The sequence below is a fragment of the Pararobbsia silviterrae genome (assembly GCF_003628125.1).
Classification (GTDB): Bacteria; Pseudomonadota; Gammaproteobacteria; order Burkholderiales; family Burkholderiaceae; genus Pararobbsia; species Pararobbsia silviterrae.
Genome location: NZ_RBZU01000011.1, coordinates 189,714 through 205,988, shown reverse-complemented (window position 1 = coordinate 205,988; position 16,275 = coordinate 189,714). Strand labels below are relative to the sequence as shown.

The window sequence follows — 16,275 nt, the reverse complement described above, 5'->3', positions numbered from 1 at the left end:
CCGCACCACGAGGAACTCGTAACGGGCGGTAAATGCCCGCGGACGGCATCGGATAGAGCCGACCGGGCGCCTCCCGGTTCGGCACGGCCAAGCCGCCCGACCCCCGCGGTTCGACGGGTTCAGTGGGTTCGGCGGCGCACGAACGGGTGCGGGCTGTCGTGTGATCCCAGCCCAAGCTAGGGCGCCGGATTCCCGAGCGCCGGTGCCCGATCCAGACGAATGCGTCACGCTCGGCTTGTCATTCCGGCCGGGACGCTGCTATACTCCGCCGTTTCTGAATTTCCTTTTCCGCGACCGCGGCCGAAGCCGGCAGTCGCATTGCCGGAACCGATCGAGGACACCATGGCCAACACCGCACAAGCACGTAAGCGCGCTCGCCAAGCCGCCAAAGCCAATTCCCACAATTCCGCACTGCGTTCGAAGCTGCGCACGGCCATCAAGGCTGTCCGCAAGGCGATCGACTCGGGCGACAAGGAAAAGGCTGCCGAAGTGCTCAAGGCATCGTCGAAGACGCTCGACATCATTGCCGACAAGAAGATCGTTCACAAGAACAAGGCTGCTCGCCACAAGAGCCGCCTCGCCGCTGCCGTCAAGGCGCTGTCGACCGCTGCCTAAGCGTCCGAAGCACGTTTGACGCGCGTCCGGTATTGCGCCGGACGCGGCTTCCAGGCCGGCTCGATGCCGGCCTTTGCACGATATTGACCGATCCGCGCTCAGGCGCCCTGCCGCCCTCCGAAAGGACCGGCGCGAGGTTCAGACGCGCGAGCGTCGGATTCACCGAGGCTCGAAGCGCCCACGCGCATCGCTTCGTGCGGATTCGACTGGCCCGAGGCTCAGGGCGCGCGTTGAACCGCGCTCGACTCGATCCACGTCAGCCAAGCGACGAAAAAAAGCCCGCTGTTGCAGAAGCGGGCTTTTTGCCGTTTACGCGACCCTCGCGCGAACCTTTCGAACTCAAGCGCATCGCGCCGGCGTTATCGCACGCCCAACTTAACGCACGCCCGATTAACGCACGCCCGATGCGAGACGCGCCTTCTCGGCCGCGACCGATTCCGCGTGATCGGGCATCGAACAGCCCTCGGTGACCTGCAGATTGTTGTCGCGCGCGAAATTCATGACGAAGTCGAACGCCATCGGCTCGATATCGCGCAGCCGTTCGTCGACAACCACGCACTTGATGTTGCCGAACATCTCGGGCCGCACGTAAAGCGAGTACTTGAGCCTCGCGTTGGCGCCCGACGCGCCCGGACCGAATGCCGACATCACGCCGCAGAGCCGCTCCGACCAATCGCTCGGCCGAAACGTCTTTCCCTCTTTCGTCACGCCCTGTATGAAAAACTCTCTTGGGAAAGATGTGTCGGCCATATGCAATACCTTGTGGGCCGGCGGTCTGAGCTCCGGCTCTGACTGAAAACTCACACCATCGCGTGAATGGATCGCACGTCCGCGCCGATTGCCCGCGAACAGCATGCACGCGCGGTTCGCGGCACGCTCTCCGGCTCGTTCCACGCACCGGAAAGTGTCGGAATTATACCGCAGAGCAACAAACCAAACACGAGATTCAACCCAACTCTTCTATAAGACCTAACACGTTCGACCCGTGTGCATCCGCATCGCCGCACGGCCGCTCAGGATACTCCGGACCCGCTGCGTTTCGCCAGGCTGCGTGCCGCGCATGCGCTCGGCCCGGCTCGTCAAAGACGGTGAAATCCTTTATGCTTGAGACACTTATTCCACGAACGGCGGCGCCGTCCGGATCGACAGATCCGGGTCAGTCCGCCGATTTTGTTTTATGGCTCAAAAAAACATTCGGCACTATCTGCAGTTCAAGGACCTGACCCGCGACGAGTACACCTACCTGCTCGATCGATCGCGCCTCCTCAAGCAGAAGTTCAAGAATTACGAGACCTATCACCCGCTGCACGACCGCACGCTCGCGATGATCTTCGAGAAGAACTCAACGCGCACGCGGCTCTCGTTCGAAGCAGGCATTCACCAACTCGGCGGTCACGCGGTCTTCATGAATACGCGCGACACGCAACTGGGCCGCGGCGAACCGATCGAGGACGCTGCCCAGGTCATTTCGCGGATGACCGACATCATCATGATCCGCACGTTCGGCCAGGACATCCTGCGCCGGTTCGCCGACAACTCGCGCGTGCCCGTCATCAACGGCCTGACCAACGAATATCACCCCTGCCAGGTGCTGGCCGATATCTTCACGTTCTACGAACATCGCGGACCGATCGCGGGCAAGACCGTCGCCTGGGTCGGCGACGCGAACAACATGCTCTACACGTGGATCGAGGCCGCGCACATCCTCGGCTTCAAGGTCCGGCTCTCGACGCCTGCCGGCTACGCGCTCGATCCGGCGCTCGTCGCGCCCGAGACGCACGGCGATTTCGAGGTCATCGCGAACCCCAACGAAGCCTGCGACGGCGCCGATCTCGTGACGACCGACGTCTGGACGAGCATGGGCTTCGAACAGGAGAACGAGATCCGCAAGAAGGCGTTCGCCGACTGGTGCGTGACCGAGTCGATGATGGCGCGCGCCAAGCCCGACGCCTTGTTCATGCACTGCCTGCCCGCGCACCGCGGCGAGGAAGTCACGGCCGAGGTCATCGACGGTCCGCAGAGCGTCGTCTGGGACGAAGCCGAAAACCGGCTGCACGTCCAGAAGGCGCTCATGGAGTTCCTGATGCTCGGCCGCGTGAGTCATTGAACGCCGTTCACCGAACGCGTCCGCGCTCGCTTCGCGGCGGCGGCCCGGCGGCCTCCGCCTGTTTTAATGTCACAATAACGGGCTTCGCGGCCTCGTCTGGCCGCCGCGAACCTGTCACGAGTCAACCATGAGCGAAATCAAGAAAGTAGTGCTCGCCTATTCGGGCGGTCTCGACACCTCAGTCATTCTCAAGTGGCTGCAGGACAACTACGACGCCGAAGTCGTCACGTTCACGGCCGATATCGGCCAGGGCGAAGAACTCGAGCCGGCCCGCGCCAAGGCCGTCAAGCTCGGCATCAAGCCCGAGAACATCTACATCGACGATCTGCGCGAGGAATTCGTCCGCGATTTCGTGTTCCCGATGTTCCGCGCGAACGCGATCTATGAAGGCGAATACCTGCTCGGCACGTCGATCGCGCGTCCGCTGATCGCCAAGCGCCAGATCGAGATCGCACGCCAGACCGGCGCGCAAGCCGTCTCGCACGGCGCGACGGGCAAGGGCAACGACCAGGTCCGTTTCGAACTCGGCTACTACGCGCTCGAACCCGGCATCAAGGTCATCGCGCCGTGGCGCGAATGGGACCTGCTGTCGCGCGAGAAGCTGCTCGCCTATGCCGAGAAGGCCGGCATTCCAATCGAGATGAAGCACAAGCAAGGCGGCGCGCCGTACTCGATGGACGCGAACCTGCTGCATATCTCGTATGAAGGCCGCCACCTCGAAGATCCGAAGGCTGAAGCCGAAGCCGATATGTGGCGCTGGACCGTCGCGCCCGAACAGGCGCCCGACACGCCCGAATATCTCGACATCGGCTACGAGCACGGCGACCCCGTGTCGCTCAACGGCAAGCGCCTGAGCCCCGCCGAGATGCTGACCGAACTCAACCGGATCGGCGGCAAGCACGGCGTCGGACGTCTCGATCTCGTCGAAAACCGGTATGTCGGCATGAAGTCGCGCGGCTGCTATGAAACGCCGGGCGGCACGATCATGCTCAAGGCGCACCGGGGCATCGAATCGATCACACTCGACCGCGAAGTCGCCCACCTCAAGGACGACCTGCTCGCGCGCTATGCCTCGCTGATTTACAACGGCTACTGGTGGGCCCCGGAGCGCAAGGCGATTCAAGTGCTCATCGACCATACGCAGCAGAACGTCAACGGCTGGGTTCGCGTGAAGCTCTACAAGGGCAGCGTCTCGGTCGTCTCGCGCGACTCCGAGAACACGCTGTTCGACAAGACGATCGCGACGTTCGACGACGACGGCGGCGCATACAACCAAGCCGATGCGGGCGGGTTCATCAAGCTCAACGCGCTGCGTATGCGAATTGCCGAGAACGCGCGCCGCAAGCGTTCGTAAAACGCGTCATCGCACGCGTCATCGCGGGTCCGGTGCATTGCGCGCCGCGCCTATCGCACCGCAAGCCACCCTTCGAACGTCACGTTCAGCGAGGGTGGCTTTTTTTATCAAACCACGACCGGTTCCGCTTCGAGCATGACGCCGAACCGCTTGAACACGTCGTCGCGAATCGCATCCGACAGCGCGAGCACATCGGCGCCCGTCGCCCGTCCGCGATTGACGAGCACGAGGGCCTGCCGATCATGAACGGCCGCGTCGGCGATCGCGCGTCCCTTCCAGCCGCATCGATCGATAAGCCAGGCCGCGGCGAGCTTGCGCGATCCGTCGGGCTGCGCATACGACACGACGTCCGGCACGGCCGCGGCGAGTTCGGCGAACTGCCGCGCATCGATGACCGGGTTCTTGAAGAAGCTGCCCGCATTGCCGAGCGTCGCGGGGTCCGGCAATTTCGCGCGGCGCACGCGGACGACCGCGTCGAAGATGTCGCGCGGCGACGGATCGGTCACGCCCGCCTCGGCGAGCGCGCGCGCGATATCTGCATACGCGGCCCGCGCGCGCCACGTCTTGGGGAAGCGAAACCGCACCGAGACGATCAGAAAGCGTTCGCGCGCGACGTGCTTGAATACGCTGTCGCGATAGCCGAACGCGCAACGCGCGTCGTCGAATTCGACGATCTGTCCCGTTTCGAAGTCATAGGCGCGCAGCGAGTCGAAGTATTCGGCCATTTCGAGGCCGTAGGCGCCGATGTTCTGGATCGGCGCGGCGCCGACCGTACCTGGGATCAGCGCGAGATTCTCGAGGCCGTTGCATCCTTGCCCGAGACACCACGCGACGAACGCATGCCAGTTCTCGCCCGCGGCCGCCTCGACGATCCACGCATCGTCGTCTTCGTCGACGATGCGCCGCCCTTCGAGCGCGACGAGCCAGACCGAACCCGGAAAATCGCGCGTCAGCACGACGTTGCTGCCGCCGCCGAGCACGAGACGCGGCGCGGCGGCGAGCGCCGGATCGCGCGCCGCGAACGCGCGCGCCTCGTCGATATCCGACTCGTGCTCGATTCGGCACGCTTGACGCGCGCGGACGTCGAAACCGAACGTGTTGTGTTCGCGAAGGGCGTAATCGGAGAAGAAACTGGGCATGGAGGCGACGCGACGGGGGCTTGGAAAAGCAGGCCACGCCGGTAAAATGACGGCGACCCGTGATTATAGCGAGGGCCTGACGGGCCCCGGAGAAAACGCCATGCCATCGTTCGACGTCGTCAGTGAAGCAAACATGATCGAAGTCAAGAACGCGGTCGAGCAATCCAACAAGGAAATCTCGACGCGCTTCGACTTCAAGGGCTCAGACGCCCGCATCGAACACAAGGAACTCGAACTCACCGCGTACGCGGACGACGATTTCAAGCTCGGTCAGGTCAAGGACGTGCTGACGTCGAAAATGGCCAAACGCAACGTCGACGTGCGCTTCCTCGACTACGGCAAGATCGAGAAGATCGGCGGCGACAAGATCAAGCAGGTCATCAAGATCAAGAAAGGCGTGAGCGGCGACCTCGCGAAGAAAATCGTCAAGGCGATCAAGGATAGCAAGCTCAAGGTCCAGGCAAGCATCCAGGGCGATGCGGTCCGTGTGACGGGCGCCAAACGCGACGATCTGCAATCGGCGATCGCGCTGCTCAAGAAAGACGTCACCGATACGCCGCTCGATTTCAACAATTTCCGCGACTGAAAAAACGAACGGCCCGTCGTGACGGGCCGTTTGATGTGTCGTTGGACGTGTCGCTCGATCGCATGCGCCTGATGCTTTCGCACGACGCTTTCGCACGATGCGTGCGCGCGTTCGCTCAACGCGCCCGCGACGCGATCACTCGCGTTTCTTCTGGCCGATGCGGCTCTCCTTGCCGGCCATGAGCTTCGCGATATTCGCGGAATGGCGCCAGATCAGCAGGATCGACATGACGATCACGGCGACCGAAATCGGCCCGGGACCGTACATGAAGAACTCATAGAACGGCGCGAAGACGGCCGCCGCGAGCGCGGCCAGCGACGAGTAGCGGAAGAAGAACGCGATGATAAGCCATGTCGCGAGTGTCGCGAGACCGAGCACCCAGCTCAACGCGAACAACACGCCCGCCGCCGTCGCGACACCCTTGCCGCCCTTGAACTTGAAGAACACGGGATAGAGGTGGCCGAGGAACACGGCGATCGCCGACAGCGCGATCGCCTCGTCGCCGAGGCCGTACCGGGCGCCGAACGTCGACACGAGCCAGACCGCGAACCAGCCCTTGACCGCATCGCCGAGCAGCGTGAGGATCGCCGCCGTCTTGTTGCCGCTGCGCAGGACATTGGTCGCCCCCGGATTGCCCGAGCCGTACGTGCGGGGATCGTCGAGCCGCATCGCCTTGCTCACGACGACGGCGAACGAGATCGACCCGATCAGATAGGCCAGCACCAGCGCGATCAACAGGTTCAGCATGGAGAATTCCGAATAAGAGGACGGGCGCAATTGTAACGAAGCACGGACACGCCCGCGCTTGGGGCAACTATGGACCTCAATCGACGCTCGCGCAGTCGACGGGTTTCGCGTGAAGCCATTCCGTGAGCGCCGCCGGCGCCATGCTCACGAGATACCCGCGCTTGCCGCCGTTCAGATAGATGCGATCGAGGGCCAGCACGCTCGACTCGACATAGACGGGCATCGTCTTGCGCGTGCCGAACGGCGAGGTCCCCCCGACGAGGTAACCCGAATGCCGGTTCGCGACCTCGGGCTTGCACGGTTCGACGCGCTTCACGCCGATCTGGCGCGCGAGATTCTTCGTCGACACGGTCCGATCTCCGTGCATGAGCACGACGAGCGGCTTCGCGTGCTCGTCCTCCATGATCAGGGTCTTGACCACATGGTGTTCGTCGACGCCGAGCTGGCGCGCCGACTCGGACGTACCGCCATGTTCGACATACTCGTACGGATGCTCGCCGAACGCGATCTGGTGACGGCGCAGAAACTGCGTGGCCGGTGTTTCGGAAACATGCTTGGTCTTGCTCATCGTTCAGCTCGGGGGGCGGTTCGGAGTTCGAGATTGGGTGGGAAGTCTGGTTCAGCGATCAACGCGCGGCTCGGATCCCGACGTCTGACGCGCGCCGCGACGGCGGCACGCAGAAACGTCGCGCATCGTCCCGGATACCTCAGCCGCGCGGATGATGCGTCGCATGCAAGCTCTTCAGGCGTTCGCGCGCGACGTGCGTATAGATCTGCGTCGTCGAAATATCCGCATGACCAAGAAGCATCTGCACGACGCGCAGATCCGCGCCGTGATTGAGCAGATGCGTCGCGAACGCGTGTCGCAGCGTGTGGGGCGTGAGGCGCGCCGCGATATTCGCCGTCAGCGCATAGCGTTTGACGAGGTTCCAGAACTGCTGCCGCGTCATCGCGTCGCCGCGCGCGGTCACGAACATCGCGTCGGCCGCGCGTGCGCCAAGGATCTCGCCGCGCGCTTCGTGCAGATAACGCGAGAGCCACTCGTGCGCCTGCTCGCCGAAGGGCACGAGCCGCTCCTTGAGCCCCTTGCCCATCGCACGCACGACGCCTTCGTTGAGCCCGATCTCGACCGTCTTCAGATTGACGAGCTCGGAGACCCGCAGCCCGCTCGCGTACATGAGTTCGAGCATCGTGCGGTCGCGCAAACCGAGCGCGGTCTCGACATCGGGTGCGTCGAGCAGCGCCTCGACCTGGGCTTCGGTCAGCGTCGACGGCATGCGCAAGGGCTGCTTCGCCGTCTGCAGGCGCAGCGTCGGATCGACGCTCACGAGATGCTCGCGCAGCGCCCACGCGAAAAACCGTCGGAACACCGAGAGCCGGCGGTTCGCCGAGGTCGCCTTGTCGCGGCTGCGCGCCGCCGCGTACGCGATCAGATCGCCGCCGTCGGTCTGCGCGATCGGCTTCGCGTTGCGTCGCGCGAGCCAGTCGGCGAACAACCGCAGATCGCGCCGATACGCATCGAGCGTATTGCGCGAAAGGCCCTGTTCGAGCCAGAGCGCGTCGCAAAACGCATCGATCGCGCGCAGGCTGTCCGCGTGCGACGCGGGAAACGGCGCGTCCTGATCGACAGCCACGTTCGATTGCCGGCCGCGCCGCCGCGGCGCGACGTCGCCGGACACGCCCGGGTTCTCGGCGGCGGCGCCGCGCGTGCTCGTCATCTCGCTGTCCACTGTCCGTCGTCGCGTCGTTGAATAGGGTCTGTCGTCAAATCTCAGGCCTCGCGCAGCGCCCATTCGACATGCTCGCGAATCAGCGGCGACGCGTCGTCGGCGCGGCTTCGCAGCGCCTCGATATACGCGTCGCGCTGCGCGCCGTGCGCCGTCGCGCGCACCGCGTTGCCGAGCCCGACCGCGAGGTTGCGGACCCACCGCTCGTAGCCGATGCGCCGGATCGCCGTGCCCGCCAGTCTGTCTTCGAAATCGCGCGACGTCCACTGCCAGAGTTCGAGCAGCGTCGCGCGATCGAGGCCGTTGCGCGTCTCGAAGTCGTCGACGCGTGCGGGCTGCGCGAACTTGTTCCACGGACACACGAGCTGGCAGTCGTCACATCCGTAAATGCGATTGCCGATCAGCGGCCGCAGCGGTTCGGGAATGCTGCCCGCGAGCTCGATCGTCAGATACGAGATGCAGCGACGCGCGTCGAGCGTGTACGGCGCGATGATCGCCTGCGTCGGGCAGACGTCGATGCAGCGCGTACATGAGCCGCAGTGTCCGGATGCCGGCGCGCGCGCGACGCGCCCGCCCGAGGCGACCGTCGCGACGTCATCGCTCGTCGCGGGCGTCGGCGATGCCGCCGTCGCGCCTGCGCCGTTCGACACAAGCGTCTGCGCGGTCGTCTGCGGCGCAGGTTCCGCGGCCGTCGCGGACAGCCGCGATGCGTCCCGCGCGTGCGGCTCCCGATCGGCCGAATCCACCGGCAACGGCAGATCGACGAAGATTTCGCCGAGGAAAAAGAACGAGCCGGCGTCGCGTTCGAGCAACAGTGTGTGCTTGCCGCGCCACCCGATATCCGCGCGTGCGGCGAGCGCGACTTCGAGCACGGGCGCCGAATCGGTAAATACGCGATAGCCGAACGGGCCGATCTCGGTCGCGATGCGCTCCGAGAGCTTCTGCAACCGGTTGCGCAACACTTTGTGGTAATCGCGGCCCCGTGCGTAGACGGACACGACGGCGTCTCCGGGACGCTCGGCGCGCGCGAGCTGCGCGGCGCGCCACCCCGAACGCGGCTGCCCGGGGGGCCGCCGGGTCGTCTCGGCACGCTCCGGACCCGCGCCCGACGCGTCGGAGGCGGTCAAATCGACCGGCAGATAGGCCATCCGTAGGCTGATGACGCGCAGCGTGCCCGGCACGAGTTCGGCGGGCCTCGCGCGTTTGAGCCCATGTTTGGCCATATAATCCATCTCGCCGTGGAAGCCCGCTGCAAGCCATGCCTGCAGCGCCTGTTCGGCATCCGAGAGGTCGGTGTCCGTGATGCCGACCGCATCGAACCCGAGTTCGCGCCCCCACTGCCGAATGCGCGCGGCGAGCGTCGCAAGCGCATCGGCGTCGAGCGCGGCATGCGGCGCATGCCCCGTCTCGACAGCGCACGGATCAAGCGCGGACTCGGTGTTGAGTGGATTCATCCTGAACATTTTACGCAATGCCTGCAGCCCCCGTTGCATCCGTCGAGCCCCTGACACCGCTGAGCGAGCGTGTCTTCGAACTGCCCGATGAAGCGGCGAGCCTCGCATTCGGCGAACGATTCGCGAATGCGCTACGCGCGACGCGCGCCGGGCTGCACGTCCATCTGCTCGGCGATCTCGGCGCAGGCAAGACGACGCTCGTGCGCGCGACACTGCATGCGCTCGGCCACACGGGACGCGTGCGCAGCCCGACCTACACGCTCGTCGAACCCTATCGGATCGTGCCGCGCGAAGACGATGTCAACGAACTCGAGGCCCCGCGCGTCTACGACATCTATCACTTCGATCTTTATCGATTTGCCGACCCCGCCGAATGGATCGAAGCGGGCTTTCGCGAATATTTCGACGGCCATGCGCTGTGCCTTGTCGAATGGCCGCAAAAGGCCGGCGCGCTGATCGGCGCGCCCGACCTGTCGCTGAGCCTCGACCTCGCCGGCGAGGGCCGTGTACTGACCGCGCGTGCGTACAGCGCGCGCGGCAAGGATTGTCTGGACCGATGCTGATCAAACCGTTTCATTCGCTCGAAGCCGCCGCGACCGCGACACCGAACCGCAAGCGCCGCCAGGTGCTGCGCGCCGGCGTGTCGACCCTCGCGCTCGCGCTCATCGGCCCGAAACTCGCGCATGCGAGTTCGGTGCTCGGCGTGCGCGTGTGGCCCGCACGCGACTACACGCGCGTGACGATCGAATCCGATCAGCCGCTCGACTACACGTCCCGTCTGCTCGAGAACCCCGATCGCGTCGTCGTCGATCTCAACGGGCTTGAACTCGATCAGGCCCTGCGCGATCTCGTCTCGAAGATCACGCCGAACGATCCGCAGATCCAATCGGTCCGCGTCGGGCAATTCGCGCCGCACGTCGTGCGCCTCGTGCTCGATCTGAAGGACGCGGCCAAGCCGCAGGTCTTCGCACTGCCGCCCGCGGGTTCGTACCGCTACCGGCTCGTGTTCGATCTCTATCCGGCCGTGCCGCCCGATCCGCTCATGGAGCTGCTCGCGCGTACCGAGCACAAGGAAGAGACGTTTGCGGCGCAACAGGCGCAGGCCTCGAACAACGGCGTACCGCGGCCGCCCGCGAGCTCGCAGCGCGCGCTCGCGGGCTCCGCGGATCACGTCGCCCCCGGCGCGCTGGCCGGTACCGCGCGCGGCGCGGCGCCGAATGCCGGTCAGGGCAGCGACGACGACGCGAACGGCAACGCGGGGGCGGGCTTCGGCGCCGGCGGCGGCACGAACGCGGGCACGCTCGCCGCTGCGCCGCTCCACGACACGTCGCCGGGCGAAGACAGCGATGCGTTCTTCCAGAAGTACGCGAGCGGCGGCAACACGAAGCCGGCCGCCCGAAACGCGGCGAACCCGACGCTCGCCGACGCGACGCCGAACACGGACGGCGCATCGCGCGGCAAGACGACCGCCACCCCGCCGCTCGCGAAAGCGACGACGGCCACGACAGGCACGACAGCCACGGCGCCCGCGACGACCGTCGCGCAATCCAACGATCGCGCCGACGACCACACCGACGACGACGGCCTGCTGCCGGCCGCACCGCCGCGCAAGGGCGCCAAAACCGTGCGCCTGCTGACCGTCGCGATCGACCCTGGTCACGGCGGCGAAGATCCGGGCGCGATCGGCGGCGCGGGCACCTACGAGAAACACGTCGCGCTCGACATCGGCAAGCGCCTGCGCGCGAAGATCGACGCGCAACCGAATATGCGCGCGATGATGACGCGCGACGACGACTTCTTCGTGCCGCTCAACGTGCGCGTGCAGAAGGCGCGCCGCGTCGAGGCCGACCTCTTCGTATCGATTCACGCCGACGCGTTCACGACGCCCGAAGCGCGCGGCTCATCGGTGTTCGCGTTGTCCGATCACGGCGCGTCGAGCACGGCCGCGAAGTGGATGGCGGACAAGGAAAACTCGTCGGATCTGATCGGCGGGATCAACATCAAGAGTCAGGACGAAAGCGTATCGCGCGCCCTGCTCGACATGTCGACAACGGCCCAGATCCGCGACAGCATGCGTTACGGCGGCTTCGTGCTCGACGAGATCGGCGACATCAACAAGCTTCACAAGGGCTCGGTCGAGCAGGCCGGCTTCGCCGTGCTCAAGGCGCCCGACATCCCGTCGATCCTCGTCGAGACGGCGTTCATCAGCAATCCCGAAGAAGAGACGAAGCTCAAGAACGACGCCTATCGCGACCGGATGGCCGACGCGATCCTGCGCGGGATCAAGCGCTATTTCGCGGCCAATCCGCCGCTCGCGAAGAACCGGATGGCGTGAAGAAGAACGCTCGACAGCGTCCGCGCTAGACGACGACCTGCGCCGTCGTCGGCGCAAGCTGCCCCTGCTTCGCGAGAAAGCCGTGGATTTGCGCGACGACCGCGGCCCCCTCGCCGACGCCCGACGCGATCCGCTTCGTCGAGCCCGAGCGGACATCGCCGATCGCGAACACGCCGTCGACACTCGTCTCGAGCGTCAGCGGCGGCGTCTCGGTACCGGGCCGCGCCGCGACGCCCGTCAGCACGAAACCGTGGCTATCGAGCGCGACGCCGCAATGACGCAGCCACTCGGTATTGGGGTCCGCGCCGATAAACAGGAACAGATAGCGCGCGTCGATCGACTGCTCGCCGGGCAGCGATGCGCTTCGATAGCGAATCCGCGCCAGCCCGCGCTCATCGCCTTCGAGCGCTGCGATCTCCGTGCACGGATGCAAGGTCACGTTAGGCAGCGCCGCGATCCGGTCGATCAGATAGCGCGACATGCTCGCATCGAGACTCGTGCCGCGAATATAGATGTGCAGATGCTTGACGTACGACGCGAGATAGACGGCCGCCTGCCCGGCCGAATTGCCGCCGCCGACGAGCACGACCTCCTCGTGCTTGCAGAGCTTGGCCTCGACGGGCGACGCCCAGTAATAGACGCCGCGCCCCTCGAAATTCAAGAGATTGTCGATCGGCGGACGCCGGTAAACCGCGCCCGACGCGACAACGAGCGCGCGCGTATTCACGTGCTGTCCGCTCTTGAGCGAGATGCCGAGCTGATAGTGCGTCGCCGCCGAGCAACTGCAATCGAGCGCGACGATTTCGGCCGGAATCGCGATATGCGCGCCGAACTTCTGCGCCTGCACGAACGCGCGGCCCGCGAGCGCCTGCCCCGAGATGCCGGTCGGGAAACCCAGATAATTTTCGATGCGCGCGCTCGCGCCGGCCTGCCCGCCCGGCGCCCGGCAATCGAAGACGGCGACCGACAGCCCCTCGGACGCTGCATAGACCGCCGCCGCGAGCCCCGAAGGCCCCGCGCCGACGATCGCGACGTCATAGACCTGCGATTCGTCGAATTCGGGCAGCCATCCGAGGCACGAGGCGAGCCGCCCCTCGTCGGGATTACGCAGCACGGTGCCGTCCGGACAGATCACGAGCGGGAAATCGTCGGGCTTGGCGGCCACGCGCTCGACAAGCGCCGCGGCTTCGGGATCGGTCTTCGCGTCGATGACCGTATGCGGATGATTGTTGCGCGTCAGGAACCCCTGGAGCGCGGTGAGCTGAGGCTCATTGCCCGTACCGACGAGCACGGGGCCGCCCGCGCCATGCTGGATCAGCGAGACGCGGCGCAGAATCAGCGCGCGCATGATCACTTCGCTGAGTTCGGCATCGGCGATCAGCAGCGCGCGCAGGCGCTCGGGCGTGATCATGATCGCTTCGAGGTCCGTCGCGGCGAATCCGTCGACGAGCGTCGGGCCGCCCGAGATCGACGCGACCTCGGCGATGAAATGACCCGCCCCTTTGTCGCCGACCGATTCGTTGTGCCCGAGCGCGTCGCGCCGCACGACGCGCATCGCGCCCGAGAGCACGACGTACATGCCCGGCGCGGGTTGCCCGACGCGCAGCAGTTGCGTACCGGCCAGATAGTGCCGGACGTCGCCGAACTGCCGCATACGCGCGATGTTCGCGTCCGTGAGCTTCGGGAACATCTGGTGCATGCGCGAGTTCAGCGACGAAAACGGCGCCTCGACCGGAGCAAGCTCGACGGGCGCAACGGGGGCCGCGGCCGCCGTCGCGTCATCCGCCGCGCCTGAGGCCGGCGCTTGCGACGCCGCGGGTTTTCCTTCCGAATTCGAAGTCATTGCGATTCCTGAAGAGATCGTGCAGAAATTCAGCGTTCACCGAAATCCGTCGCTTGGCCATCCGGGCACGTGTCGGGTCGCCATCGGCGTCGAAGTCCGGGATCGGGATCGGGATCGGGATCGGGATCGGGATCGGGATCGGGATCGGGATCGGGATCGGGATCGGGATCGGGATCGGGATCGGGATCGGGATCGGCACTATTGCATCACGCCGGAAGTCCCTTGTCCGGCCGGGATATCGAACGCGTCGAAAGACGCCGCCGGCGCCCGCCGCCCAGCGGCCTCCGAGCGGGCACGCCGACGCCGCATGGCCGCAGCCGGACACGCACACGCGGAACGGGATGCGATCCGCCCGATCGCGTCGGCGCGCGTTCAGACCGCCTTGACGGCGATCCCGATCTCCGCGTCGTTGGCCGCTTCCTCGACAATCGGCGCGACCTGCCAGCCCGCCTCGCGCCACGCATCGAGTCCGCCGCGCAGCGGCAGAACGTCCTTGAAGCCCATTTCGGTGAGCTTTTTCGCCATCCACGCGGCCGACACCTCGTTCGGGCACGAGCAATAGATCACGACCTTGCGTGCCCGATCGTACTTCTCGGCGATCGCGTCGAGCTGACGCTCGTCGGCGAAGATCGAGCCGGGGATCTGGAACGGATCGAGCGTGCGCTTTTCGGCCGAACGGATGTCGAACACGACCGGGCGCGTGGTATCGACCTGCGTCTCGGCTTTCATGAGGTGATAGAGCTCGTCGACCGACATCCGCGCGTCCGAGAGCGTCTTCATGAGGGTCTCGCGACGCCACCAGCGATAGCTGACGTAGAGGACCACGATGACGGCGAGCACGAGCGCCGCATCCTTGCCGAGCCGGTTCATGCTCATGAAGATCATGTCGATCTGCGGCGCGAACGCAACGCCGACGAGCAGACCGACGGCCGCCCAGAGCGCGGCGCCGATCGCGTCGTAGCGCAGGAACATCGTCAAGGGCACGCCCATCGCACCCGCGAGCGGAATCGAAACGAGCGACAGGCCCGGGATGAACTTCGAGACGGCGAGCACACGCACGCCCCAGCGGCCGAAGAAACGCTCGGTCTTCTTGACGCAGGTGTCGCGCGACAGCGAAATCTGGCAGATCGTCTGCAGCGTCTTGCCGCCATAGACGCGGCCCGCGAGGAACCAGAGCGTATCGCCGAGCACGCTGGCGCAGACCGACATCGCGAGCGTGGGCAGCAACTGAGTCCAGAGCGGACCCGGATGCATCATCGCCATCGCGCCAAACAGGATCAGCGTCGGCAACGCCGGCACCGGCAGGCCGACGGCCGACGCAAATACGCTGATAAAGACGATTACCGGGCCGTACTGCGCCAGCAGGTCGTGCAACATGCGAACTCTCCGCGAGATCCAGGTGCCGATCGCCGATACCGGCCGGCCCTCTTTCGAAAAGGCCGGGGCGGCACGCTCGCCCTGCGCGTCGGCGCGGCAGCGTGCCGCGGCGCAACCCGCCAGGCGATACGATCAATCAAAATATTATGGTGTCAATATCGCCGGTCGCAAGGGGCATTTCAGCACGCTTTCGACGCACGGCGCGAAACGACCGGATCTCGCGCCTGGCGCCGCGTAAAAATTTCACCTGCTTGAGATGACACCCGCATGATGACGCGAACGCATTGTGCGTGCGACGGCCCTGTGCCGACGCCTACGACCGCACGCGACCGTCGCGCCGCGCGAGCTTGTACAGCGCACCCGCCGCGACCGGCACGGCGGCCGCCGCGACACCGACGAGCACGATGACGTTCAAGTACTGACGCACGAACGGCAGATTGCCGAAAAAATACCCGCCGAAAACGAGCAACAGCACCCAGAGCGCCGCGCCGAGCACGTTGAAGATCTGAAACCGGATCGCGCTCATCGCGCCGACGCCCGCGACGAACGGCGCGAACGTGCGCACGACGGGCACGAAGCGCGCGAGCACGATCGTCTTGCCGCCATGACGTTCGTAGAAATCATGCGTCTTGCGCAGCGCCTTCTGATCGATCAGCCGCCAGTCGCGCTCATAGACCTTCGGTCCGATATATCGGCCGATATGGAAGTTGACCGTGTTGCCCAGCACGGCCGCGACGATGAGCAGCCCGATCAGCACGGGCAAACTCAGCGCATGCGAGACGCAGAACGCGCCGCCCACGAACAGCAGCGTGTCGCCGGGCAGGAAAGGCAGCACGACGAGCCCGGTTTCGCAGAACACGATTGCAAACAGCACGAGATAGATCCATGCACCGTACTGCGCGACGAATGTGCCGAAAAATTTGTCGATGTGCAGCACATAGCCCGCGAATTGCAAAAGTGTATCCAAGTGAGCTTCCTGTCGATCGAATGG

Annotated in this window: 16 protein-coding genes and 2 pseudogenes; 7 read left to right on the top strand and 11 right to left on the bottom strand. The window is 65.5% G+C overall.

Annotated features, from left to right (window positions below):
- Positions 1-342 precede the first annotated feature (342 nt).
- On the top strand, positions 343-615 hold the full coding sequence (rpsT, locus tag D7S86_RS21860; protein ID WP_121089283.1) for a 30S ribosomal protein S20: 273 nt from the start codon (positions 343-345) through the stop codon (positions 613-615).
- A 390-nt stretch (positions 616-1,005) separates the two neighbouring features.
- On the opposite strand, the gene D7S86_RS21855 is transcribed toward rpsT, so the two are convergent.
- Entirely contained in the window at positions 1,006-1,365 is a 360-nt protein-coding gene (locus tag D7S86_RS21855; protein WP_121089281.1) for a DUF3579 domain-containing protein, read from the bottom strand.
- Positions 1,366-1,792: 427 nt separating this feature from the next.
- Between D7S86_RS21855 and argF the strand changes: the two genes are divergently transcribed.
- Positions 1,793-2,722 carry an ornithine carbamoyltransferase gene (argF, locus tag D7S86_RS21850; RefSeq protein WP_121089279.1) on the top strand — a complete coding sequence of 310 codons (930 nt, stop codon included), beginning with the start codon at positions 1,793-1,795 and terminating at the stop codon, positions 2,720-2,722.
- Positions 2,723-2,849: 127 nt separating this feature from the next.
- On the top strand, positions 2,850-4,076 hold the full coding sequence (locus D7S86_RS21845) for an argininosuccinate synthase (protein ID WP_121089277.1): 1,227 nt from the start codon (positions 2,850-2,852) through the stop codon (positions 4,074-4,076).
- Between the two features lie 107 nt (positions 4,077-4,183).
- Here D7S86_RS21845 and murB read toward each other — a convergent pair whose 3' ends face one another.
- Positions 4,184-5,215 (bottom strand): UDP-N-acetylmuramate dehydrogenase, encoded by a 1,032-nt coding sequence (murB, locus tag D7S86_RS21840; RefSeq protein ID WP_121089275.1) that lies wholly within the window; start codon positions 5,213-5,215, stop codon positions 4,184-4,186.
- 100 nt (positions 5,216-5,315) lie between these two features.
- On the opposite strand from murB, the gene D7S86_RS21835 reads away from it, so the two are divergent.
- The gene (locus tag D7S86_RS21835) at positions 5,316-5,801 is read left to right on the top strand and encodes a YajQ family cyclic di-GMP-binding protein (RefSeq protein ID WP_121089273.1); all 486 of its coding nucleotides are present in this window, start codon (positions 5,316-5,318) and stop codon (positions 5,799-5,801) included.
- Between the two features lie 135 nt (positions 5,802-5,936).
- Here the strand turns inward: D7S86_RS21835 and plsY are convergent, their stop codons facing one another.
- From plsY to D7S86_RS30705, 5 genes and pseudogenes are all read right to left on the bottom strand, one after another.
- Entirely contained in the window at positions 5,937-6,548 is a 612-nt protein-coding gene (gene plsY / locus D7S86_RS21830; protein ID WP_121089271.1) for a glycerol-3-phosphate 1-O-acyltransferase PlsY, read from the bottom strand.
- A gap of 76 nt (positions 6,549-6,624) precedes the next feature.
- Positions 6,625-7,116 (bottom strand): Cys-tRNA(Pro) deacylase, encoded by a 492-nt coding sequence (gene ybaK, locus D7S86_RS21825; RefSeq protein WP_121089269.1) that lies wholly within the window; start codon positions 7,114-7,116, stop codon positions 6,625-6,627.
- 139 nt (positions 7,117-7,255) lie between these two features.
- Complete coding sequence (gene xerD / locus D7S86_RS21820; RefSeq protein WP_121089267.1) at positions 7,256-8,266, bottom strand: site-specific tyrosine recombinase XerD; 1,011 nt, start codon at positions 8,264-8,266, stop codon at positions 7,256-7,258.
- Between the two features lie 53 nt (positions 8,267-8,319).
- Positions 8,320-8,826: pseudogene (gene queG, locus D7S86_RS30555) on the bottom strand (tRNA epoxyqueuosine(34) reductase QueG); the annotation flags it as partial.
- A gap of 339 nt (positions 8,827-9,165) precedes the next feature.
- Positions 9,166-9,498, bottom strand: a pseudogene (locus D7S86_RS30705) (QueG-associated DUF1730 domain-containing protein); the annotation flags it as partial.
- Between the two features lie 248 nt (positions 9,499-9,746).
- Between D7S86_RS30705 and tsaE the strand changes: the two are divergent.
- Both tsaE and D7S86_RS30310 read left to right on the top strand, forming a co-directional pair.
- On the top strand, positions 9,747-10,292 hold the full coding sequence (gene tsaE, locus D7S86_RS21810) for a tRNA (adenosine(37)-N6)-threonylcarbamoyltransferase complex ATPase subunit type 1 TsaE (RefSeq protein ID WP_121089262.1): 546 nt from the start codon (positions 9,747-9,749) through the stop codon (positions 10,290-10,292).
- On the top strand, positions 10,286-12,064 hold the full coding sequence (locus D7S86_RS30310) for an N-acetylmuramoyl-L-alanine amidase (protein WP_240648336.1): 1,779 nt from the start codon (positions 10,286-10,288) through the stop codon (positions 12,062-12,064). The genes tsaE and D7S86_RS30310 overlap by 7 nt, the downstream gene beginning before the upstream one ends.
- Before the next feature lie 25 nt (positions 12,065-12,089).
- Here D7S86_RS30310 and D7S86_RS21795 read toward each other — a convergent pair whose 3' ends face one another.
- The 3 genes from D7S86_RS21795 to D7S86_RS21785 form a co-directional block, all read right to left on the bottom strand.
- Positions 12,090-13,907: an FAD-dependent oxidoreductase gene (locus D7S86_RS21795; RefSeq protein ID WP_121089260.1), complete on the bottom strand. Its 1,818-nt coding sequence runs from the start codon at positions 13,905-13,907 to the stop codon at positions 12,090-12,092.
- Positions 13,843-14,106 carry a hypothetical protein gene (locus D7S86_RS30000; protein ID WP_205962867.1) on the bottom strand — a complete coding sequence of 88 codons (264 nt, stop codon included), beginning with the start codon at positions 14,104-14,106 and terminating at the stop codon, positions 13,843-13,845. Before D7S86_RS30000 ends, D7S86_RS21795 begins: the two co-directional genes overlap by 65 nt.
- 173 nt (positions 14,107-14,279) lie before the next feature.
- Positions 14,280-15,284, bottom strand: a complete 1,005-nt coding sequence (locus tag D7S86_RS21785) for a DedA family protein/thiosulfate sulfurtransferase GlpE (protein ID WP_121089257.1) — start codon at positions 15,282-15,284, stop codon at positions 14,280-14,282.
- Between D7S86_RS21785 and D7S86_RS21780 the strand changes: the two genes are divergently transcribed.
- Positions 15,283-15,522, top strand: coding sequence for a hypothetical protein (locus D7S86_RS21780; RefSeq protein ID WP_121089256.1), 240 nt, complete (start codon positions 15,283-15,285; stop codon positions 15,520-15,522). The two genes, D7S86_RS21785 and D7S86_RS21780, sit on opposite strands and share 2 nt — an antisense overlap.
- Before the next feature lie 75 nt (positions 15,523-15,597).
- Here D7S86_RS21780 and D7S86_RS21775 read toward each other — a convergent pair whose 3' ends face one another.
- Positions 15,598-16,251 carry a VTT domain-containing protein gene (locus tag D7S86_RS21775; RefSeq protein ID WP_121089254.1) on the bottom strand — a complete coding sequence of 218 codons (654 nt, stop codon included), beginning with the start codon at positions 16,249-16,251 and terminating at the stop codon, positions 15,598-15,600.
- Positions 16,252-16,275 lie beyond the last annotated feature (24 nt).

Coding starts and splice junctions, on each gene's coding strand:
- rpsT (WP_121089283.1), top strand. CDS start 343: ATGGCCAACACCGCACAAGCACGTAAGCGCGCTCGCCAAGCCGCCAAA.
- D7S86_RS21855 (WP_121089281.1), bottom strand. CDS start 1,365: ATGGCCGACACATCTTTCCCAAGAGAGTTTTTCATACAGGGCGTGACG.
- argF (WP_121089279.1), top strand. CDS start 1,793: ATGGCTCAAAAAAACATTCGGCACTATCTGCAGTTCAAGGACCTGACC.
- D7S86_RS21845 (WP_121089277.1), top strand. CDS start 2,850: ATGAGCGAAATCAAGAAAGTAGTGCTCGCCTATTCGGGCGGTCTCGAC.
- murB (WP_121089275.1), bottom strand. CDS start 5,215: ATGCCCAGTTTCTTCTCCGATTACGCCCTTCGCGAACACAACACGTTC.
- D7S86_RS21835 (WP_121089273.1), top strand. CDS start 5,316: ATGCCATCGTTCGACGTCGTCAGTGAAGCAAACATGATCGAAGTCAAG.
- plsY (WP_121089271.1), bottom strand. CDS start 6,548: ATGCTGAACCTGTTGATCGCGCTGGTGCTGGCCTATCTGATCGGGTCG.
- ybaK (WP_121089269.1), bottom strand. CDS start 7,116: ATGAGCAAGACCAAGCATGTTTCCGAAACACCGGCCACGCAGTTTCTG.
- xerD (WP_121089267.1), bottom strand. CDS start 8,266: ATGACGAGCACGCGCGGCGCCGCCGCCGAGAACCCGGGCGTGTCCGGC.
- tsaE (WP_121089262.1), top strand. CDS start 9,747: ATGCCTGCAGCCCCCGTTGCATCCGTCGAGCCCCTGACACCGCTGAGC.
- D7S86_RS30310 (WP_240648336.1), top strand. CDS start 10,286: ATGCTGATCAAACCGTTTCATTCGCTCGAAGCCGCCGCGACCGCGACA.
- D7S86_RS21795 (WP_121089260.1), bottom strand. CDS start 13,907: ATGACTTCGAATTCGGAAGGAAAACCCGCGGCGTCGCAAGCGCCGGCC.
- D7S86_RS21780 (WP_121089256.1), top strand. CDS start 15,283: ATGCGAACTCTCCGCGAGATCCAGGTGCCGATCGCCGATACCGGCCGG.
- D7S86_RS21785 (WP_121089257.1), bottom strand. CDS start 15,284: ATGTTGCACGACCTGCTGGCGCAGTACGGCCCGGTAATCGTCTTTATC.